This is a genomic window from Bacillus sp. EU55 (assembly GCF_038005925.1).
Taxonomy (GTDB): domain Bacteria; phylum Bacillota; class Bacilli; order Bacillales; family Bacillaceae; genus Bacillus; species Bacillus velezensis.
In genome coordinates, this window is record NZ_JBBOUE010000001.1 from 2,116,118 (window position 1) to 2,134,708 (window position 18,591).

An 18,591-nucleotide genomic window follows, 5' to 3' on the forward strand; every position below is an offset into this window, starting at 1 on the left:
AGTCAGCATCGCTTTATGATGAAAAGGTACAACAATAAGGAAGGGGATTATAATGGATACAATTGAAAAGAAATCAGTTGCCACCATACGTACACTATCTATAGACGCAATTGAAAAAGCTAATTCCGGACACCCGGGCATGCCGATGGGAGCTGCTCCGATGGCTTACACGCTGTGGACGAAGTTTATGAATGTAAATCCGCAGAATCCGGGATGGTTTAACCGAGACCGCTTTGTTTTATCAGCAGGACACGGTTCAATGCTTTTGTACAGCATGCTGCATTTAAGCGGGTATGACCTCAGCATTGAAGATCTGAAACAGTTCCGTCAATGGGGAAGCAAAACACCGGGACATCCGGAGTTCGGGCATACAGCCGGAGTCGACGCAACGACCGGGCCTTTGGGACAGGGTATCGCTATGGCAGTGGGAATGGCAATTGCAGAACGCCATCTGGCTGAAACATATAACCGTGATTCATTCAACGTAGTTGATCATTATACATATAGTATTTGCGGAGACGGCGATTTGATGGAAGGCATTTCTTCTGAAGCCGCTTCTCTAGCAGGCCATCTGGAATTAGGCCGCCTGATCGTATTATACGATTCTAATGATATTTCTTTAGACGGCGATTTAAATCGCTCTTTCTCTGAAAATGTAAAACAGCGTTTTGAAGCCATGAACTGGGAAGTTCTTTATGTTGAGGACGGAAACAATATCGCTGAATTGACGGCTGCAATTGAAAAAGCGCGCCAGAATGATAAAAAACCGACATTGATCGAAGTGAAAACGACAATCGGTTTCGGTTCTCCAAACCGCGCGGGCACATCCGGCGTTCACGGCGCTCCGTTAGGACAAGAAGAGAGCAAGCTGACAAAAGAAGCGTATGCTTGGACGTTTGAAGAAGATTTTTATGTTCCGGAAGAAGTATACGGGCATTTCAATAAAGCTGTAAAAGAAGCCGGCTCGAAAAAAGAACAGGAATGGAATGAACTGTTCGCGGCTTATAAAGAAAAATATCCTGAGCTTGCTGAACAGCTGTCACTCGGCATGAAAGGCGAGCTTCCTAAAGACTGGGATCAGGAAGTTCCCGTTTATGAAAAAGGCAGCAGCCTTGCTTCCCGCGCATCTTCAGGTGAGGTGCTGAACGGGATCGCCAAGAAAATTCCTTTCTTTGTCGGGGGATCTGCTGACCTTGCGGGTTCAAATAAAACGACAATCAAAAATGGAGGAGACTTCACGGCAAAAGACTACGCCGGGAAAAACTTCTGGTTCGGTGTCCGTGAATTTGCGATGGGCGCTGCATTAAACGGAATGGCGCTTCACGGCGGCCTCCGCGTATTCGGCGGCACATTCTTTGTGTTCTCTGATTATTTAAGACCTGCCATTCGTCTGGCGTCATTGATGGGTCTTCCCGTCACTTATGTATTCACGCATGACAGTATTGCCGTAGGAGAGGACGGGCCGACTCATGAACCGATTGAGCAGCTTGCTTCTTTACGCGCACTTCCTAACCTTTCTGTGATCAGACCTGCTGACGGAAATGAAACCGCAGCTGCATGGAAGGTTGCCGTTCAAAGCCAAGATCATCCGACAGCTCTTGTATTGACACGCCAAAACCTGCCGACGATTGATCAGCAGGCTGAAGAAGCGTATGCGGGCGTGGAAAAAGGGGCTTATATCGTTTCCAAAGCCCAAACGGAATCACCGGCCGCTCTTCTTTTAGCGACAGGTTCTGAAGTCGGACTTGCGATCGAAGCTCAAGCGAAACTGGCTGAAGAAAACATTCACGTATCTGTAGTCAGCATGCCGAGCTGGGACCGCTTTGAAAAACAATCGGCCGAGTACAAAAACAGCGTGCTTCCTCCGAATGTGACGAAACGTCTTGCGATCGAAATGGGTTCAAGCTTCGGATGGGGTAAATTTACCGGTCTTGAAGGAGACGTTCTCGCAATTGACCGTTTCGGTGCTTCAGCTCCGGGAGAAACAATTATGAAAGAATACGGGTTTACTGCAGAAAACGTGGTTGACCGCGTGAAAAAACTTTTAAACAAATAACGAGACAAAAGAGGATGAGTCAAATCATCCTCTTTTTCCTGTTTATGCGACAAAAATAGAAGGGGCGGCGTAACAGTAATAGACAATTCTTTCTTTTCTCCTTTTGTATAATAGAAAGCAATAACGAAGCGCTGTAAAAGGGGATGAGGAAATGGAACGTCATTACTATATGCACCTGATAAAGGATGAGTTTGCGAACCACTACTTCGGGCGGGAAACGGCTATGTTTGAGTTGTTTCGAGACTATCATTGGACAGACCTGACACCCCAGGAATATCAAATGACAGAAAAGCAAGTTCAATATATAACGCAACCGATTCCGGTGATACATATGCATCAGTGTCTCCAGCTGCATTTAAACCGAATGAGTTACAGCCGTTTGGATTCCATTTACCGGCTTACACTGCCCGGAGAAAAGGGCCGCGCCACCTTCATGATGAAAGACAGTTTAATTGAGATTGCAGCTTCGGGAGATTATGAGGCGGAAACGATTTTCTTTGAGATTCTGCGTAAAATCAGCCCCTGTTTTCTTGCAATGGATTTCAAGACACGGCGCTACGGGTGGTTAAATCCGGTCAGAGAAAGAAATTTTGTCTAAAAACGAGGAAAAAGAGATGTAAATGTTGTATAATAGCCTTTGGTTTAGTACACTTTAAACTAGACAACATGAAGGAGGAAATAAAATGACTTTATGGGTTGGCATCCTAGTGGGCGTTGTCGCATTGCTCATAGGTGTTGCACTCGGGTTTTTTATTGCTCGTAAATATATGATGAGCTATTTGAAAAAGAATCCGCCTATTAATGAACAAATGTTACGCATGATGATGATGCAAATGGGAATGAAACCTTCTCAAAAGAAAATTAATCAAATGATGAAAGCCATGAATAATCAAGCGAAATAATACGTACAGATTATGATATAGAGATACATGGTTATAAAAATAAAAAACCCTCTCCGGGTTTTTTATTTTGGCGTCATGTTTCACCCCAACTGCCGGTGTGCAGTTCTTTTTGATATTGTATGAGAAGGTGGTCAAGCTCCTGGCTGAGTTCTATCGTAATGTTTGATGTCATTCCGTTTGTCATGACGATTTTAAACAGCTCTGCCCGTTTTTTTTCAATTTCATTTAATAGATGCTCTCTAATCACAGGGATATATCCTTTCATACATAAATCTTTCACCTGAGTCGCTATTATTATATCCACATTTATACTGTTTTTCAAATAAGAAGGAGTATAATATCTCGATGTCAAATTAAATTATATAAGCTTTTTCTATAAAAAGTAATCCTTCTCGGGAAAGTGTTAAAAAAATGAAATGATTTTGTCATAACTCGAAGGGAGTGTGTCATCGTGAGTTTTAATTACTTTCTGACGTTTGGGGCCGGATTTCTGTCTTTCATTTCTCCATGCTGTCTGCCGTTGTACCCCGCCTTTTTATCTTACATAACTGGTGTCAGTATGGACGAGGTGAAAACAGAAAAGGTGATGCTGCAAAAGCGCGGCCTCGTGCATACACTTTGTTTTTTGCTTGGTTTCTCCGTGATTTTTATCGCATTGGGATATGGAACTTCGTTTATCGGCAGTTTTTTTACCCAATATCATGAAGCGATCCGCCAGTTTGGCGCTATCATGCTGATCCTTTTCGGGCTGGTTACTGCCGGTGTGTTTCAGCCGAAATTCATGATGAAAGAGCGGCGCATTCACTTTAAGCGCCGTCCGGAGGGGTTTATCGGTTCGGTTCTGATCGGTCTTGCGTTTGCAGCCGGCTGGTCGCCGTGCAGCGGGCCCATTTTAGGAGCCGTGTTTTCGCTGGCCAATACAAATCCTTCTTCAGCAGTGCCGTATATGTTTTTATATGTTCTCGGATTTGCGATTCCTTTTCTTGTTCTTTCATTTTTTATTACCAGAATGAATTGGATTCGCAAGCATCAGCTGCTTATCATGAAAATCGGCGGCATTCTTATGATTCTGATCGGAGTTATGCTGTTTTTTAACTGGATGAGCTACATTCTGATCGTACTGTCAAATCTTTTCGGAGGATTTACGGGTCTGTAACGGATTAATAACTTTTGAACTATTATATACCCTTTTGTTTTTGGTACAATAAGACTAGTTAATGTTAAATATGTGGAGGGGAATATGACACGAGTTTTAGTTGTAGATGACGCCAAGTTCATGAGGGTGAAAATCAGAGAGATTCTGGAATCGGCGAATTACACAGTGGCCGGGGAAGCGGCTGACGGTGAGGAAGCTCTGGCAGTATATCAAAAAATCCGTCCCGACCTGGTGACTATGGATATTACCATGCCGGTCAAAAACGGTATACAGGCGCTGCAGGATATTTTAGCTTTTGACCCGAAAGCCCGGATCATCATGTGCACCGCCATGCGGCAGCAGCGGATCGTTCTGGAAGCGATTGAATTAGGCGCTAAAGACTTTATCGTTAAACCGTTTGAAGCATCTAAAGTGCTGGAGGCCGTAGGCCGGGTAACGGGAACGTAAACGTGTTCTCTTTTCAAATTGGTTTTTTTTATGTTTTTGGAGTATAGTATATAGTATCAAACTCCGTGCAAGCAAAGGAATGATAAAGATGATGATTATAATTTCATCCGTTATTGCAGCGGCCATGGCAATTTCCGTGATGATCGTCAGGATTAAATCCTCCGACAAGCCCGCTTCACCTAAAAAAATAATTCTCCCGCCGATTTTCATGAGTACGGGAGCGCTTATGTTCCTTTTTCCGATTTTCAGAGTGACGGGCGAAGAATTTTTGGAGGCCATTACGCTGGGCTTGATCTTCTCTATTTTTCTGATTAAAACATCTAAATTTGAGATTAAAAATAATGAAATCTATTTAAAACGGTCAAAAGCGTTTGTGTTTATCCTGATTGGTTTGCTGGTTATCAGAATCGCTATGAAATCCATTTTGAGCACGACGATTGATTACGGAGCTTTAAGCGGAATGTTTTGGATTCTTGCTTTCGGAATGATTGTTCCGTGGCGCATCGCGATGTTTTTGTCTTACCGCAAACTTTCGAATGAACTGAAGACCGCTGATATTCAGATGAATTAAAACCTTTCCGTCCGCCGGAAAGGTTTTTTATTTGAGCAGGGCTTGATAAGGAGTAAGATCAATCTGTTTTTCACGGAGATGCTTTTTTAAAAATTGATGATCACGCTTAGGAGTGGCCAGTATGTAACCCCTGATGATTAAATCACGGTTTATTTGTTCAGCTTCCTCCGCTAAGGAAAGTTCACCGATTTTTCCGGCGATTTTCGCTTTGGCTACATCCCGAAAGAGCTCCGGCACGGGGGCGACCAGTTCATCCAAAAACGCCTTGTCACCCTCATTCCATAAGTGCCTGCTTTTTTCAATATAATAGTCCTGCCAATCCAGTTCTGACCGGCCGTCTTCTTTCGGTAAGCGTTTTAAAAATTTTCGAAACATAAAAAACCCGCCGATAGACAGCAATCCGATCATCACGATGACCCAAAATAAAATAAACCACATAAACCAGCCTTCCAGCATTGTTCTATCTCCTCCTTACTTTAACCATATTGTAAACGAAGACAGAATAGAAGAACACATGAAAAAAAGAATAGAAAAAATGATAGATGTCCAGTCATTCCGGTTGCTAGAACATATTCTATCGTATAGTGATTCTGCTATTTGGCCATGGGAGATTCACTTTGAGGGTATATGACTGATATGACCGGACAAAAAAGCCGCTTCCATTGAGGGATGAAAGCGGTTTTTTTATGTTATAGAGGAAATTGAAAGGAAAAAGAGGCAGGAGTCTCATTTGGCTCCTTGTTCATGGAGACGGTCAGAATATGGTTGGTGAAATCAGTGAAAATATGTTTGTCATTCAGATAAAAAGGAAGCATCATTTGTTTGTTTAACGTCCGTTCAAGCGTTTTAACAGAGAGCATAAACTCATTTCCCGAAAGAGTGACGGTTATCGCTTGCACCTGCTTCAGCGCCGTCAGGTCGGCTTCAATGATATATTGACGGCTTGTTTCATATAGATCGATCGGCAGCGTCTCGTCATACCAAGCATACGGGTCCTCGTAAAACTGCCGCAGCCATTCTTCCGTATCATCAAATTCTTCAGCGTTTTTTGAGTGATTCATGGAAGCATCCCTCCATATTAAAAAGCCTTGCTATAACGTATGCAGAAGCTTTGAATGGGTGAATGGCACAAAAAAACAGACACCGGGGTCTGTTTTACATATCGTGGCTTGTATTATGTTTTTGTCTTGTATGGTTGCGGTTTTTCACTTTTTTGCTTCCGCTCAGCGGTTCCGGCTGGCCGGGGTTATGGCCCTTCGGAGCATTTTTATGCATATCTTTACTCGTATTTTTATTTGTCATGTTAAAGCCTCCTTTTTAAGGTGTTCCGGCTATTGGTTTGTTTTTCTTTTTTTATTGTTCTGCCGTTCTTCTTCCGTCAGGACGAGCTGGTCATTTTCTATATAACCCGCGCCTTTTCCTTGGCTTTTCGCATCATTCATGCCGTTAATCACATGATTGGCTTTCCGTTTTACCATGATCATCACCTCAACATTAATATGGCTCTTTACAGCCCGTTGTATGAGGCGGAAAATCGGACAAAATTTACCGAAAATCACGCTGATAAGACGATCTTATTGTATTTAATAAAAACATTGATATTTACTTATGTATGATTTTATACTAAGATGAAATTGTGAGAAAATTGTGATGGAATGTGAACATTCATCTAAAGAACGATCTTGATCATTGAAGGGGGATTTTGGAGAATGACAAATCAGCAAAAAGTCGCAACACAAGACGTTTTCCAAGCAAGAAAAACATTTTCTTCAAATGGGAAAACATACAACTACTATTCATTAAAAGCATTGGAAGACGCAGGGGTCGGCAATGTTTCAAAACTTCCTTATTCTATTAAGGTTCTTTTGGAATCTGTTTTGCGTCAGGTAGACGGACGTGTCATTACAAAAGAACATGTTGAAAATTTAGCAAGATGGGGTACTGCTGAATTAAAAGATATCGATGTGCCGTTTAAACCGTCACGGGTTATTCTACAGGACTTTACCGGCGTTCCGGCCGTAGTTGACCTGGCATCTTTAAGAAAAGCCATGGCCTCTGTCGGCGGAGACCCTGATAAAATCAATCCTGAAATTCCGGTTGACCTGGTCATTGACCACTCCGTACAAGTCGACAAAGCCGGTACGGAAGACGCGTTAGCCATTAATATGGACTTAGAATTCGAAAGAAATGCAGAACGTTATAAATTTTTAAGCTGGGCAAAGAAAGCGTTTAACAATTATCAGGCTGTTCCGCCTGCAACAGGTATCGTTCATCAGGTAAACCTTGAGTTTTTGGCAAGTGTCGTTCATACGAAAGAGGAAGACGGAGAACTTGTGACATATCCTGATACATTGGTGGGAACAGATTCCCATACAACAATGATTAACGGAATCGGCGTCCTCGGCTGGGGTGTCGGCGGTATTGAGGCGGAAGCGGGAATGCTCGGCCAGCCTTCATATTTCCCTGTTCCTGAGGTCATCGGCGCGAAACTTGTCGGAAAATTGCCTAACGGAACGACGGCGACTGACTTGGCGCTGAAAGTCACTCAAGTGCTGCGCGAAAAAGGCGTAGTCAATAAATTTGTTGAATTCTTCGGTCCTGGTGTTGCTGAGCTTCCGCTTGCGGATCGGGCGACTATTGCCAATATGGCGCCGGAATACGGAGCGACTTGCGGATTCTTCCCTGTTGACGAGGAAGCACTTTCTTACCTGCGTCTGACCGGCCGTGAAGAAGAGCAGATCGATATTGTGGAAGCATACTGCCGCAACAACGGTTTATTCTATACGCCTGACGCGGAAGAGCCGATTTTTACAGACGTTGTGGAAATTGATCTGTCAAAAATTGAAGCGAACCTTTCAGGCCCGAAACGTCCGCAGGATTTAATCCCGCTTTCCGTTATGCAGGAAACGTTTAAAAAACATCTTGTCAGCCCGGCCGGCAACCAAGGATTCGGAGCGGATGCTGCTGAAGAGAACAAAGAAATTTCATTTAAACTTAACAGCGGTGAAGATGCGGTTATGAAAACAGGGGCGATTGCAATCGCCGCTATTACAAGCTGTACGAATACATCAAACCCTTATGTATTAATCGGTGCCGGATTGGTAGCCAAAAAAGCGGTAGAATTAGGCTTGAAAGTGCCGAATTATGTTAAAACGTCACTTGCACCGGGGTCTAAGGTTGTTACTGGATACTTAGTCAACTCAGGCCTGCTTCCTTACATGAAGGAGCTCGGCTTTAACCTCGTAGGGTATGGCTGTACGACATGTATCGGGAACTCCGGCCCGCTTTCTCCAGAGATTGAAGAAGCGGTTGCTAAAAATGATCTCTTGATCACTTCTGTCTTGTCGGGTAACAGAAACTTTGAAGGCCGGATCCATCCGCTTGTCAAAGGAAACTACCTTGCGTCACCTCCGCTTGTTGTCGCATACGCATTAGCAGGCACTGTGAATATCAACCTGAAAACGGATCCGATCGGTGTCGGAAATGACGGACAAAATGTTTATTTCGATGACATCTGGCCGTCCATGGATGAAATCAATTCTCTCGTCAAACAGACTGTTACGCCGGAATTATTCCGCAAAGAGTATGAAACGGTATTTGACGACAACCAGCGCTGGAACGAAATCGAAACGACGGATGAAGCGCTGTATAAGTGGGATCAGGATTCCACTTACATTCAAAACCCGCCGTTCTTTGAGGAAATGTCTGTAGAGCCGGGAAAAGTTGAGCCTTTAAGAGGACTTCGCGTTGTCGGCAAATTCGGCGATTCCGTGACGACTGACCACATTTCTCCGGCCGGAGCGATCGGAAAAGACACACCGGCGGGCAAATACCTGCAGGAAAAAGGCGTTTCTCCTCGTGACTTTAACTCTTACGGCTCACGCCGCGGAAACCATGAAGTCATGATGAGAGGAACATTCGCCAATATCCGCATTAAAAACCAAATCGCACCGGGTACAGAAGGCGGATACACAACACATTGGCCTACCGGGAAAGTGACATCTATTTATGATGCCTGCATGCGGTATAAAGAAGATAAAACGGGTCTTGTCGTCCTGGCCGGAAAAGATTACGGAATGGGCTCTTCACGTGACTGGGCTGCAAAAGGAACAAACCTGCTCGGCATCAGAACAGTCATTGCCGAAAGCTTTGAAAGAATTCACAGAAGCAACCTCGTCTTCATGGGTGTGCTGCCGCTTCAGTTCAAACAGGGTGAAAACGCGGATACACTCGGCTTAACCGGTAAGGAAGTCATCGAGGTGGATGTTGATGAATCTGTACGTCCGCGCGACTTGCTGACTGTCAGAGCAATCAGTGAAGACGGTACGGTAAAAACATTTGAAGTTGTTGTCCGTTTTGACAGTGAAGTGGAAATTGATTACTATCGCCACGGCGGCATTTTACAAATGGTGCTTCGCGATAAAATGAAACAGTAGCAGAATGAACAAAGGAGAGAAAGCAGTCTGCTTTCTCTCTTTTTATGCGGGAGGCCTTGAGATGCTTGCGAAATGGCTGGGCGGAATATTACTTATCGGGTTGTTAGTGTATGCGGGCTGGAACATTTATTCTGTACAAAAAAGTCCGAAAGAAGGGACAGAAGAAGGGATGAAAGCCCCTGACTTTACACTTGATACATTGTCAGGAAAAAGCATCTCCCTTTCTGATTATAAAGGAAAAAAAGTGCTCCTCAATTTCTGGGCGACGTGGTGCAAGCCGTGCCGAATGGAAATGCCCGATATGCAGGAGCTGCAGAAAGAATATCCTGATATTGCGGTAGCAGCCGTTAATTTTACGTCCTCTGAAAAAAATATACAGGCTGTGAAATCATTTGCTGATCATTATCAGCTGACATTTCCTATTCTGATTGACAAAAGCGGAATTAATGGAGATTTCAACGTGCTTTCTTATCCGACAACATACATATTAGACGAAAAAGGAACCATTCAGCACATTCGCGTAGGCACGATGACAAAAAAAGAAATGAAAGAAAAACTGGATCTCAAATAGAGGTTCAGTTTTTTTATTGTGAAGGGCTTAGGTTTTGAAAAATTGGAAAAAATGAATGAAAACACGGAGGTGAGAAGATTGAAAAAAATGCGAAAACGTTCTTTTCATGAATTGGTTATGGAAAATAAACGTGAGCTGATGACCAATACGGAATATTTGAATCAGCTTGAAGAAAAGCTGGAGCAGCGGTTCAAACAAAAATAACCTTTAATTTGCAGTCATGTTTGCACCTCCTTTTGCAAAATATACTCTTAAGGAGGGATGAACATGGGCATAAACAAGAAAGACGGCCAGCCGCAATACGCTCCGAGCCACTTAGGGACAAAACCCGTTAAATATAAACGCAACAAAGGGGAAAAGTTTCATGACAAGTCAAACGGACATCCGATTGTCATGCAGACGAAAGGCGAATAACATCATCAAAGGAGAGCAGACATTATGACAAACAATTATCAAAAACCGAATCCGGATGACCGTTCCGATAACGTTGAAAAGCTGCAGGATATGGTGCAGAATACAATTGAAAATATAGAAGAAGCCAAAGAATCAATGGAATTTGCGACAGATGAGGAAAAACAGCGCATTCAAGAGAAGAATGCCAGACGCAATGAAAGCATTGAATCGTTCCGCAGTGAAATCCAGGATGAATCGGCTGCAAGAGAAAACGGCTATCAATCATAATAAAAACCAGGGAAACCTGGTTTTTTTCTCTTTCCGGCTCGTTGTGATAAAATGGGGCTAATCTGATAATAAGGGAGCAGAGAACGTTGCATGTGTCAAAAAAAGAAATAGAAGTGCGTTATGCGGAAACAGATCAAATGGGCATCGTCTATCATGCCAATTACTTAGTCTGGATGGAGGTCGGCAGAACGGCGCTCATTAAGGACCTCGGATTTCTGTACAAGGACATGGAAGAAAGAGGGGTGCTGTCACCTGTAGTGGATATCAGCATTTCTTATAAAAAGCCGCTCCGCTACGGAGAAACAGCCGAAGTACATACGTGGATTGAAGAATATAACGGATTTAAAACCATTTACGGCTACCGCATCTATAATCCGGATCAAGAACTTGCGATCGAAGCGTCATCCACTCACATATGCGTCGATAAACAGAGCTTCAAACCGATTCAGTTCCGCAAGGCCTTTCCTGATTGGCATGCCGCTTACGAAAAGGCAAAAAAATAAGGAGCGGCTGCAGTTATGGCATTTGGAATTACGCGTAAGGAACTGGAAAGATGGAAGCGGGATGTATCGGAAGGGAAAATCGCTTTTTTAACGCATTACTGGCTGGACGACCGCTTTCCGGAGGCTAAGACCGTGACGAAGGCCGGTTCAAGCGATCTCAATAAACTGATCAGATGGGGAGCGGAGTACGGGCTGAAGCCGGAGTGGATTCACCATAAAAATGAATTTCCCCACTTTGACCTGCTCGGTGATACGCAAAGAAGCATATTAGAAAAAGAACGTCTGACTGATCATCTCAAAAGGTTCAGGCTGTAAAAAAAAAGAACGCATCCGCTGCGTTCTTTTTTTTACACATAATCAAATACCGGCTCTTCTGCCTGATCTGAATATGTGACTGACAAATCGTGATTATCAAAGTACCATAAGTCGCTTTCTTCAATAAAAAAGGTAATGCCTTCAACTTCCGTGCTGGTGCCGATGTTCATCGGCCGGTCTTTTAAAATGCCGAGAGAAAAGCCTTTCTGAACGTTGCTGCATCCCCCGTAACGGACAAAGAAACGGACATGGTCGCCTGTTTCCAGATCGAGCTCTTCTTTGTACCAATCCAGCGCGCCTTTCGTTACTTTCATGTTCATCCGGAACACTCCCTTTTTGTTTCTCATATAAAGAAATTATCTCTATTATAAACGCATATGGCATTTTGATGTCAAAATTGAAGTTTCATCAAAACCATTTGATCTTCGGTTCTGTTTTGTTTATAATCCGTTTGATGTTTGCCCTGTGTCTGTAGATAACAAACGCGGTCAAGAGCGTCACTACGATTAATAAATAAGGGTCTTTTACAAACAGACAGTAAATAATCGTATAAATCCCTGTTAACATTGAAGACAGAGAAACAAATTTCGTAAGGAATAAAAATACGAAAAATACTGCAACCATCGTAACGAATAACAGCGGAGCATAAAACAGCAGGACGCCCCCTGATGTGGCTACGGCTTTGCCTCCCTTAAACTTTGCGAACACGGGGAATACATGGCCGATTACTGCTGCCACCCCTGCGAGAAGAGGATGAATGGGGACGTGCAGCAAATATGGGAGCGCCGCGGCCAAGGTGCCTTTTAAAATATCGGCTGCGATGACAACAGATCCCGCTTTAACGCCAAGCGTGCGAAAAGCATTTGTGGCGCCCAAATTGCCGCTTCCGTGTTCTCTAATATCGATCCCTTTCGCAAGTTTGCCTACGATTAAACCTGACGGGATGCTGCCTATTACATAGGCCAAAATAATCAATAAAGCAATCAACATCTACATTTCTCCTTTTCAATGTCCCTTCACTCTATTTTAACACGAGTTGTTACCGTCTGATGACAAGTTTTTTGAGAATTAAGCTGACAAAGCGCTTTTTTTGATTCCGGCGAAGCGGTCATGTACAATATATCAAAAGGAGATGGTAAAGATGCAAAATCCTTCAAAATCAGAGATTAAAGAAATTCTGGACCGGAGCAAACGGATCGCAGTCGTCGGGCTGTCAGACCGTCCCGACCGGACTTCTTACATGGTTTCCAAAGCGATGCAGGATGAAGGGTATGAAATTATTCCCGTCAATCCAACGATTGATGAGGCGCTTGGCGTTAAAGCCGTCGCTTCATTAAAAGACGTGGAGGGACCGATTGATATCGTGAATGTGTTCAGACGCTCTGAGCAGCTTCCCGGCGTTGCTGAAGAATTTTTACAGACGGACGCTCCCGTTTTTTGGGCGCAGCAGGGTCTTGCAAATGAAGAAGCGTATCGCATGATTACAGACAAAGGACGGACGGCTGTTATGGATTTATGTATAAAAGTCGCCCGCGCTGTTATAAAATAGGAACAAAAAAGGCAAAAATCCTTGGCAAATCAGGGGTTTTTGCTTTTTTATTGAAAGAATACTCTTTGCGTATGATGATGAAACAGATACAATAAAGCATGAACAGCTTTTTTAGAAACCCCTTTATACGGGGGTTTACAGTCTGTTTGCGATGGCCGGCATAAAGCTATATAATAGAAAGCGAACTCATGTTCTTATCCGCCGAAAAGGGCACCAAAAAGATGAAAAGCCGTTCGAATGTATGTCTTGCGGCCTAAAAAACGAGCCATTCGCTTAAATATGTTGCGAAATCAAGCACATTGGTTATAATTGTGAGTCCGAGGAGAATTGGACCGAAGCTTGCGCATACTGAAAAACAAAGACATGAAAACATTTAAAAAAGAGAATGATTAAGAGCAGGTTTTTTGAAAGGGGTTTGTACGTTTGGCTAGAAAACAGCAATTTGATTACAACGAAGATGCCATACAGGTGCTTGAAGGCCTGGAAGCCGTCAGAAAACGACCGGGAATGTACATCGGTTCGACGGACGCACGCGGCCTGCACCATCTGGTATATGAGATCGTCGACAATTCCGTCGATGAAGTTCTTGCCGGCTACGGAGATCATATTATCGTAACGATACATAAGGACAACAGCATCTCCGTACAGGACAGAGGACGCGGAATGCCGACCGGGATGCATAAGCTCGGAAAGCCGACGCCGGAAGTTATTTTCACCGTGCTGCATGCCGGGGGGAAATTCGGACAGGGCGGCTATAAAACAAGCGGCGGTCTGCATGGTGTCGGCGCTTCTGTCGTAAACGCATTATCGGAGTGGCTGACAGTTACTATTGAGCGTGACGGATATGTTTATAAACAGCGGTTTGAAAACGGCGGCAAGCCCGTGACTTCACTTGAAAAAATCGGAACGACCAAAAAAACGGGAACGCTTACCCATTTTAAACCTGATCCGTCAATGTTCAGCGCAACGGTTTATAATTTTGACACGCTGTCAGAACGTCTGCGCGAATCGGCTTTCTTGTTAAAAGGTTTGAAAATAGAATTAATTGATGAACGGAACGGCGTAAAAGAAGTATTTTATTATGAGAACGGAATTGAAGCATTTGTCGCTTATTTAAACGAGGAAAAAGACGCTTTATGCGAAGTGGTTTCCTTTGAAGGCGAGCATCATGACATTGAAGTCGATTTCGCGTTTCAGTTTAATGACGGGTATTCAGAAAATATGCTGTCATTCGTTAATAACGTCAGAACAAAGGACGGCGGCACCCACGAATCAGGAGCCAAAACGGCAATGACAAGAGCGTTTAACGAGTATGCGCGAAAGGTCGCCCTTTTAAAAGAGAAAGACAAGAACCTTGAAGGCGCCGATATCAGGGAAGGTTTGTCCGCAATCATTTCCGTGCGTATCCCGGAGGAACTGCTGCAATTTGAAGGCCAGACGAAAGGGAAGCTTGGCACAAGTGAGGCGAGATCCGCCGCGGATGCCGTCATTTCCGAGAATCTTGCTTATTTCCTGGAAGAAAACCGCGATACGGCGACCCTGCTTGTCAAAAAAGCGATTAAAGCAAGCCAGGCCCGTGAAGCGGCCCGTAAAGCGAGAGAAGAAGCGAGAAGCGGCAAAAAGCGAAAAAAATCAGAAGCGACGCTGAGCGGAAAACTCACACCGGCCGGTTCCAGAAATCCGGCGAAGAATGAATTGTATCTGGTGGAGGGAGACTCTGCGGGAGGTTCTGCAAAACAGGGAAGAGACCGGAAATTCCAAGCCGTGCTGCCCCTTCGCGGAAAGGTCATCAACACAGAGAAAGCAAAGCTTGCAGACATCTTCAAAAATGAAGAAATCAATACGATTATTCATGCGATCGGAGGCGGTGTCGGCGCAGATTTTGATATAGACGACATCAACTATGACAAGATCATCATCATGACGGACGCGGATACCGACGGCGCGCACATTCAAGTCTTGCTGTTAACGTTTTTCTACCGCTATATGAAACCTTTAATCGAGCACGGAAAAGTCTTCATCGCCCTTCCGCCTCTTTACAAAGTGAGCAAAGGGAGCGGTAAGAAAGAGATTATTGAATATGCCTGGTCCGACGAAGAAATGGACGGCGTTTTAAAGAAAGTCGGCAAAGGATATACCATCCAGCGCTATAAAGGTCTGGGAGAAATGAACGCAGACCAGCTCTGGGAAACGACGATGAATCCCGAATCGCGAACGCTCGTCAGAGTCAAGATCGACGATGCGGCACGGGTAGAGCGCCGTGTAACGACATTAATGGGAGACAAAGTAGAACCGAGAAGAAAATGGATTGAAAAGAATGTTGCCTTCGGATTAGATGAGGAAAGCAATATTTTAGAAAATGAAAACTTGTCGGTCGCTGAGGAGGTTTAATAGTGGCACAGCCAGAATTATTTCATGATTTACCGTTAGAAGAAGTAATCGGCGACCGTTTCGGACGCTACAGTAAATACATTATTCAAGACAGGGCGCTGCCCGACGCTCGTGACGGTTTAAAGCCGGTGCAGCGGAGAATTTTATACGCCATGCACGCAGACGGAAATACATTCGATAAAAATTTCCGTAAAGCGGCGAAAACGGTCGGAAACGTTATCGGTAATTATCATCCGCACGGTGACAGCTCCGTTTATGAAGCGATGGTGCGGATGAGCCAGGATTGGAAAGTGCGGAATGTGCTGATTGAGATGCACGGCAACAATGGAAGCATTGACGGTGATCCGCCGGCTGCCATGCGTTATACGGAAGCGAGATTATCTTCTATCGCGTCAGAGCTTTTGCGTGATATTGATAAAAATACGGTTGAATTCGTTCCGAACTTTGATGACACTAGTAAAGAACCAGTTGTTTTGCCCGCCATGTTCCCTAACTTGCTTGTCAACGGATCAACCGGGATTTCAGCGGGCTATGCGACTGATATTCCCCCTCATCATCTGGGTGAGGTCATTGATGCCGTCATTAAACGGATTGAATCTCCGGATTGCACCGTCGATGACTTGATGCAGGTGATTAAAGGGCCTGACTTTCCGACAGGAGGCATTATTCAAGGAGTCGACGGCATTCGGAAGGCTTATGAAACCGGGAAAGGCAAAATTATTATCCGCGGCAAGGCTGAAGTGGAATCCGTAAGAGGCGGACGGGAGCAGATCGTCATTACAGAAATTCCGTTTGAAGTAAACAAAGCCAATCTCGTAAAGAAAATGGACGAATACCGCATAGACAAAAAAGTCGAAGGCATTTCTGAAGTCCGGGATGAAACTGACCGCACGGGGCTTCGGGTGGTCGTTGAGTTAAAGAAAGAAGCCGATGCAAAAGGCATCCTGAATTTCTTATATAAAAACACTGATCTGCAGACAACATATAACTTTAATATGGTCGCCATACATAACCGCCGGCCGATGCTGATGAGTCTTACAGCCATCCTGGATGCGTATATTTCCCACCAGAAGGAAGTAGTGACAAACCGCTCCGTCTTTGAATTGCAAAAAGCAAAAGAGCGGCATCACATCGTTGAAGGACTGATGAAGGCACTGTCTGTGTTAGATGAGGTCATAGCGGTCATCCGGGCAAGCAGCGACAAGAAAGATGCGAAACAAAACTTAATGTCTAAATTCGCATTTACGGAGCCGCAGGCTGAAGCGATCGTATCCTTGCAGCTGTATCGTCTGACAAACACGGATATTACGGCGCTAAAAGAGGAAGCGGAAGAGCTCAGCAAGAAAATTCAGGAGCTCGAAGCCATTTTAAGTCATGATAAAAAGCTGTTAAAAGTCATTACAAGCAGCCTGAAAAAAATGAAAAAGACCTATGCTGACAGCAGACGGTCTGTCATTGAAGAAAAGATTGAGGAAATTAAAATCAATCTTGAAGTCATGGTAGCCTCTGAGGACGTATATGTGACAGTCACAAAAGACGGCTATGTAAAACGAACAAGCCAGCGGTCATTTGCCGCTTCTAACGGTCAGGATTTCGGTATGAAGGATACTGACAGGCTGATTCACCAATTTGAAATGAATACAACGGATGTTCTCCTGCTCTTTACCAATAAGGGAAGCTATGTTTATTGTCCGGTTCACCAGCTTCCTGATATCAGGTGGAAAGACATGGGGCAGCACGTAACGAACATCATCACGATTGACCGTGATGAAACCATCGTGAAAGCTATACCGGTAAAAGAGTTTGATCCATCTTCATATTTATTGTTTATGACGAAAAACGGCATGGTGAAAAGAACTGAAATGACGCATTACAAAGCGCAGCGTTACTCGAAAGCGCTTGTTGCCCTTAATCTGAAAGGGGACGACGAGCTGATTGATGTTCATGTCACAGACGGCGGCAGCCAGCTGTTTATCGCCACCCGCCTCGGGTACGGTTTATGGTTCGGTGAAGATGAAGTAAATGTAGTCGGTGCCCGTGCGGCCGGCGTAAAGGGCATAAATCTAAAAGATGGTGATACCGTCGTATCAGGGCAAATCCTGCATGAGACAGATTCGCTTGTCCTCGTCACACAGCGGGGAGCAATCAAGCGGATGAACCTATCTGAATTCGAAAAAACATCCAGGGCGAAGCGCGGTGTCATCATGCTGCGTGAGCTTAAAAAGAACCCGCATCGCGCAGTCGGCGTATTCGCGTGTGCTTTAGCCGACATGATCGCAGCGGAAACAGAAAAAGGCGAGAGAATCGAAATCGCCGTGAAGTCCTTGCGGGCGAATGACCGATACAGCAACGGTTCCTTCTTTACCGATGAAGATGAGACAGGGCCGGTAACAGATGTATGGCGTATCCCCGCGTCTGATGTTTAAGAGTAAAAATAAAATAAAAAAAACCTCCGCTCATTGAGCGGAGGTTTTACTATTTAGCTTTCATGGCTGCCGAATAAGTCAGTGATAGCGTGAATGACTTCGATTCCCTGCCATACAAATAAATTCAATGCAGTGAATGAAAACAACCCTAAAATCACCATTCGTAAGATAAACAACATGTTTAACAACCTCCTCATTTTATGTTACATAGATAGGCGATGTTGAACATGAAGCTCATCGAAATACGAGGACTGATAAAATTTAGCGATTAAAAAGCTTTTCTTTCGCTGTCTTCTCCGGGAAGCGGGGCGTCTCCTGTCTGATATCACGATCAGTGAGACAGAAGCGGCAAAAAGCGCCGTCAAGATATATGAGCCCGTCAGCGATTTTTTCTCATCATCAGCATTTTGGCCGGCCTTCATTTCGTGCATTTCCTGCTGGTCGGCTACCGCTTTAAAATGATGAGCAGTATCAAACGCATGGGGAATGGAGAGCAAATGAAAGCTTGCAATCGCTAAAAATAAAATAGAAGCTTTTAAAAACAAGATTTTTTTCAAATGTTCTCCCCCCTTCATAAGTCTGAATAT

At 44.2% G+C, this 18,591-nt stretch carries 25 protein-coding genes; 16 read left to right on the forward strand and 9 right to left on the reverse strand.

What is annotated here, in order from left to right:
• Positions 1–52: 52 nt before the first annotated feature.
• From tkt to NYE50_RS10870, 3 genes are all read left to right on the forward strand, one after another.
• Positions 53–2,056, forward strand: coding sequence for a transketolase (gene tkt, locus NYE50_RS10860; RefSeq protein ID WP_224988137.1), 2,004 nt, complete (start codon positions 53–55; stop codon positions 2,054–2,056).
• A gap of 151 nt (positions 2,057–2,207) precedes the next feature.
• Positions 2,208–2,654 (forward strand): sporulation inhibitor of replication protein SirA, encoded by a 447-nt coding sequence (sirA, locus tag NYE50_RS10865; RefSeq protein WP_159354205.1) that lies wholly within the window; start codon positions 2,208–2,210, stop codon positions 2,652–2,654.
• Between the two features lie 85 nt (positions 2,655–2,739).
• Positions 2,740–2,958, forward strand: a complete 219-nt coding sequence (locus NYE50_RS10870) for a YneF family protein (RefSeq protein ID WP_003153994.1) — start codon at positions 2,740–2,742, stop codon at positions 2,956–2,958.
• Between the two features lie 73 nt (positions 2,959–3,031).
• Here the strand turns inward: NYE50_RS10870 and NYE50_RS10875 are convergent, their stop codons facing one another.
• Entirely contained in the window at positions 3,032–3,205 is a 174-nt protein-coding gene (locus NYE50_RS10875) for an aspartyl-phosphate phosphatase Spo0E family protein (RefSeq protein WP_159354206.1), read from the reverse strand.
• Positions 3,206–3,406: 201 nt separating this feature from the next.
• Between NYE50_RS10875 and NYE50_RS10880 the strand changes: the two genes are divergently transcribed.
• The 3 genes from NYE50_RS10880 to NYE50_RS10890 all read left to right on the forward strand — a co-directional run bounded on the left by NYE50_RS10880 (position 3,407) and on the right by NYE50_RS10890 (position 5,132).
• Positions 3,407–4,114, forward strand: coding sequence for a cytochrome c biogenesis protein CcdA (locus tag NYE50_RS10880; protein WP_087920767.1), 708 nt, complete (start codon positions 3,407–3,409; stop codon positions 4,112–4,114).
• Between the two features lie 84 nt (positions 4,115–4,198).
• Positions 4,199–4,561 carry a response regulator gene (locus tag NYE50_RS10885; RefSeq protein WP_007410327.1) on the forward strand — a complete coding sequence of 121 codons (363 nt, stop codon included), beginning with the start codon at positions 4,199–4,201 and terminating at the stop codon, positions 4,559–4,561.
• Positions 4,562–4,640: 79 nt separating this feature from the next.
• Positions 4,641–5,132 carry a CcdC family protein gene (locus NYE50_RS10890; protein WP_159354207.1) on the forward strand — a complete coding sequence of 164 codons (492 nt, stop codon included), beginning with the start codon at positions 4,641–4,643 and terminating at the stop codon, positions 5,130–5,132.
• Between the two features lie 27 nt (positions 5,133–5,159).
• Here the strand turns inward: NYE50_RS10890 and NYE50_RS10895 are convergent, their stop codons facing one another.
• From NYE50_RS10895 to sspO, 4 genes are all read right to left on the reverse strand, one after another.
• Positions 5,160–5,588: a DUF2621 domain-containing protein gene (locus NYE50_RS10895; protein WP_007410325.1), complete on the reverse strand. Its 429-nt coding sequence runs from the start codon at positions 5,586–5,588 to the stop codon at positions 5,160–5,162.
• Positions 5,589–5,821: 233 nt separating this feature from the next.
• Positions 5,822–6,193 (reverse strand): Hsp20/alpha crystallin family protein, encoded by a 372-nt coding sequence (locus NYE50_RS10900; RefSeq protein ID WP_007410324.1) that lies wholly within the window; start codon positions 6,191–6,193, stop codon positions 5,822–5,824.
• Between the two features lie 94 nt (positions 6,194–6,287).
• On the reverse strand, positions 6,288–6,434 hold the full coding sequence (locus NYE50_RS10905) for a small acid-soluble spore protein P (RefSeq protein ID WP_003153984.1): 147 nt from the start codon (positions 6,432–6,434) through the stop codon (positions 6,288–6,290).
• Between the two features lie 29 nt (positions 6,435–6,463).
• Positions 6,464–6,610 (reverse strand): acid-soluble spore protein SspO, encoded by a 147-nt coding sequence (gene sspO, locus NYE50_RS10910; protein WP_003153982.1) that lies wholly within the window; start codon positions 6,608–6,610, stop codon positions 6,464–6,466.
• Positions 6,611–6,841: 231 nt separating this feature from the next.
• Between sspO and acnA the strand changes: the two genes are divergently transcribed.
• The 7 genes from acnA to NYE50_RS10945 all read left to right on the forward strand — a co-directional run bounded on the left by acnA (position 6,842) and on the right by NYE50_RS10945 (position 11,638).
• Entirely contained in the window at positions 6,842–9,568 is a 2,727-nt protein-coding gene (gene acnA / locus NYE50_RS10915; protein ID WP_017417878.1) for an aconitate hydratase AcnA, read from the forward strand.
• 61 nt (positions 9,569–9,629) lie between these two features.
• Positions 9,630–10,139 carry a TlpA family protein disulfide reductase gene (locus NYE50_RS10920; protein WP_014418022.1) on the forward strand — a complete coding sequence of 170 codons (510 nt, stop codon included), beginning with the start codon at positions 9,630–9,632 and terminating at the stop codon, positions 10,137–10,139.
• A gap of 78 nt (positions 10,140–10,217) precedes the next feature.
• The gene (locus tag NYE50_RS10925) at positions 10,218–10,343 is read left to right on the forward strand and encodes an FbpB family small basic protein (protein WP_012117651.1); all 126 of its coding nucleotides are present in this window, start codon (positions 10,218–10,220) and stop codon (positions 10,341–10,343) included.
• A gap of 63 nt (positions 10,344–10,406) precedes the next feature.
• Complete coding sequence (locus tag NYE50_RS10930; protein ID WP_003153977.1) at positions 10,407–10,553, forward strand: acid-soluble spore protein N; 147 nt, start codon at positions 10,407–10,409, stop codon at positions 10,551–10,553.
• Positions 10,554–10,577: 24 nt separating this feature from the next.
• Complete coding sequence (tlp, locus tag NYE50_RS10935; RefSeq protein WP_007410320.1) at positions 10,578–10,820, forward strand: small acid-soluble spore protein Tlp; 243 nt, start codon at positions 10,578–10,580, stop codon at positions 10,818–10,820.
• Between the two features lie 86 nt (positions 10,821–10,906).
• Entirely contained in the window at positions 10,907–11,323 is a 417-nt protein-coding gene (locus NYE50_RS10940; protein ID WP_060962681.1) for a YbgC/FadM family acyl-CoA thioesterase, read from the forward strand.
• A gap of 15 nt (positions 11,324–11,338) precedes the next feature.
• The gene (locus tag NYE50_RS10945) at positions 11,339–11,638 is read left to right on the forward strand and encodes a hypothetical protein (RefSeq protein ID WP_007611759.1); all 300 of its coding nucleotides are present in this window, start codon (positions 11,339–11,341) and stop codon (positions 11,636–11,638) included.
• Between the two features lie 32 nt (positions 11,639–11,670).
• Here NYE50_RS10945 and NYE50_RS10950 read toward each other — a convergent pair whose 3' ends face one another.
• Together NYE50_RS10950 and plsY are read right to left on the reverse strand one after the other, a co-directional pair.
• A complete protein-coding gene (locus tag NYE50_RS10950) occupies positions 11,671–11,958 on the reverse strand; it encodes a HesB/YadR/YfhF family protein (protein ID WP_007410318.1) in 288 nt (95 codons plus the stop codon).
• Between the two features lie 88 nt (positions 11,959–12,046).
• Positions 12,047–12,628 (reverse strand): glycerol-3-phosphate 1-O-acyltransferase PlsY, encoded by a 582-nt coding sequence (plsY, locus tag NYE50_RS10955; RefSeq protein WP_014418024.1) that lies wholly within the window; start codon positions 12,626–12,628, stop codon positions 12,047–12,049.
• Between the two features lie 151 nt (positions 12,629–12,779).
• Between plsY and NYE50_RS10960 the strand changes: the two genes are divergently transcribed.
• From NYE50_RS10960 to parC, 3 genes are all read left to right on the forward strand, one after another.
• Complete coding sequence (locus NYE50_RS10960) at positions 12,780–13,187, forward strand: CoA-binding protein (protein ID WP_007410316.1); 408 nt, start codon at positions 12,780–12,782, stop codon at positions 13,185–13,187.
• 423 nt (positions 13,188–13,610) lie between these two features.
• Complete coding sequence (gene parE, locus NYE50_RS10965) at positions 13,611–15,578, forward strand: DNA topoisomerase IV subunit B (RefSeq protein ID WP_014305073.1); 1,968 nt, start codon at positions 13,611–13,613, stop codon at positions 15,576–15,578.
• Between the two features lie 2 nt (positions 15,579–15,580).
• Entirely contained in the window at positions 15,581–18,004 is a 2,424-nt protein-coding gene (gene parC, locus NYE50_RS10970; protein ID WP_128496657.1) for a DNA topoisomerase IV subunit A, read from the forward strand.
• 53 nt (positions 18,005–18,057) lie between these two features.
• Here parC and NYE50_RS10975 read toward each other — a convergent pair whose 3' ends face one another.
• Positions 18,058–18,183 carry a hypothetical protein gene (locus tag NYE50_RS10975; protein ID WP_003153957.1) on the reverse strand — a complete coding sequence of 42 codons (126 nt, stop codon included), beginning with the start codon at positions 18,181–18,183 and terminating at the stop codon, positions 18,058–18,060.
• A gap of 24 nt (positions 18,184–18,207) precedes the next feature.
• Entirely contained in the window at positions 18,208–18,561 is a 354-nt protein-coding gene (locus NYE50_RS10980; RefSeq protein ID WP_003153956.1) for a hypothetical protein, read from the reverse strand.
• Positions 18,562–18,591: the final 30 nt, after the last annotated feature.

Excerpts from the sequence above, each read along its gene's own strand:
- tkt (WP_224988137.1), top strand. The coding sequence starts at position 53 with ATGGATACAATTGAAAAGAAATCAGTTGCCACCATACGTACACTATCT.
- sirA (WP_159354205.1), top strand. The coding sequence starts at position 2,208 with ATGGAACGTCATTACTATATGCACCTGATAAAGGATGAGTTTGCGAAC.
- NYE50_RS10870 (WP_003153994.1), top strand. The coding sequence starts at position 2,740 with ATGACTTTATGGGTTGGCATCCTAGTGGGCGTTGTCGCATTGCTCATA.
- NYE50_RS10885 (WP_007410327.1), top strand. The coding sequence starts at position 4,199 with ATGACACGAGTTTTAGTTGTAGATGACGCCAAGTTCATGAGGGTGAAA.
- NYE50_RS10890 (WP_159354207.1), top strand. The coding sequence starts at position 4,641 with ATGATAAAGATGATGATTATAATTTCATCCGTTATTGCAGCGGCCATG.
- NYE50_RS10895 (WP_007410325.1), bottom strand. The coding sequence starts at position 5,588 with ATGCTGGAAGGCTGGTTTATGTGGTTTATTTTATTTTGGGTCATCGTG.
- NYE50_RS10900 (WP_007410324.1), bottom strand. The coding sequence starts at position 6,193 with ATGAATCACTCAAAAAACGCTGAAGAATTTGATGATACGGAAGAATGG.
- NYE50_RS10905 (WP_003153984.1), bottom strand. The coding sequence starts at position 6,434 with ATGACAAATAAAAATACGAGTAAAGATATGCATAAAAATGCTCCGAAG.
- sspO (WP_003153982.1), bottom strand. The coding sequence starts at position 6,610 with ATGGTAAAACGGAAAGCCAATCATGTGATTAACGGCATGAATGATGCG.
- acnA (WP_017417878.1), top strand. The coding sequence starts at position 6,842 with ATGACAAATCAGCAAAAAGTCGCAACACAAGACGTTTTCCAAGCAAGA.
- NYE50_RS10920 (WP_014418022.1), top strand. The coding sequence starts at position 9,630 with ATGCTTGCGAAATGGCTGGGCGGAATATTACTTATCGGGTTGTTAGTG.
- NYE50_RS10930 (WP_003153977.1), top strand. The coding sequence starts at position 10,407 with ATGGGCATAAACAAGAAAGACGGCCAGCCGCAATACGCTCCGAGCCAC.
- tlp (WP_007410320.1), top strand. The coding sequence starts at position 10,578 with ATGACAAACAATTATCAAAAACCGAATCCGGATGACCGTTCCGATAAC.
- NYE50_RS10945 (WP_007611759.1), top strand. The coding sequence starts at position 11,339 with ATGGCATTTGGAATTACGCGTAAGGAACTGGAAAGATGGAAGCGGGAT.
- NYE50_RS10950 (WP_007410318.1), bottom strand. The coding sequence starts at position 11,958 with ATGAACATGAAAGTAACGAAAGGCGCGCTGGATTGGTACAAAGAAGAG.
- plsY (WP_014418024.1), bottom strand. The coding sequence starts at position 12,628 with ATGTTGATTGCTTTATTGATTATTTTGGCCTATGTAATAGGCAGCATC.
- NYE50_RS10960 (WP_007410316.1), top strand. The coding sequence starts at position 12,780 with ATGCAAAATCCTTCAAAATCAGAGATTAAAGAAATTCTGGACCGGAGC.
- NYE50_RS10975 (WP_003153957.1), bottom strand. The coding sequence starts at position 18,183 with ATGTTGTTTATCTTACGAATGGTGATTTTAGGGTTGTTTTCATTCACT.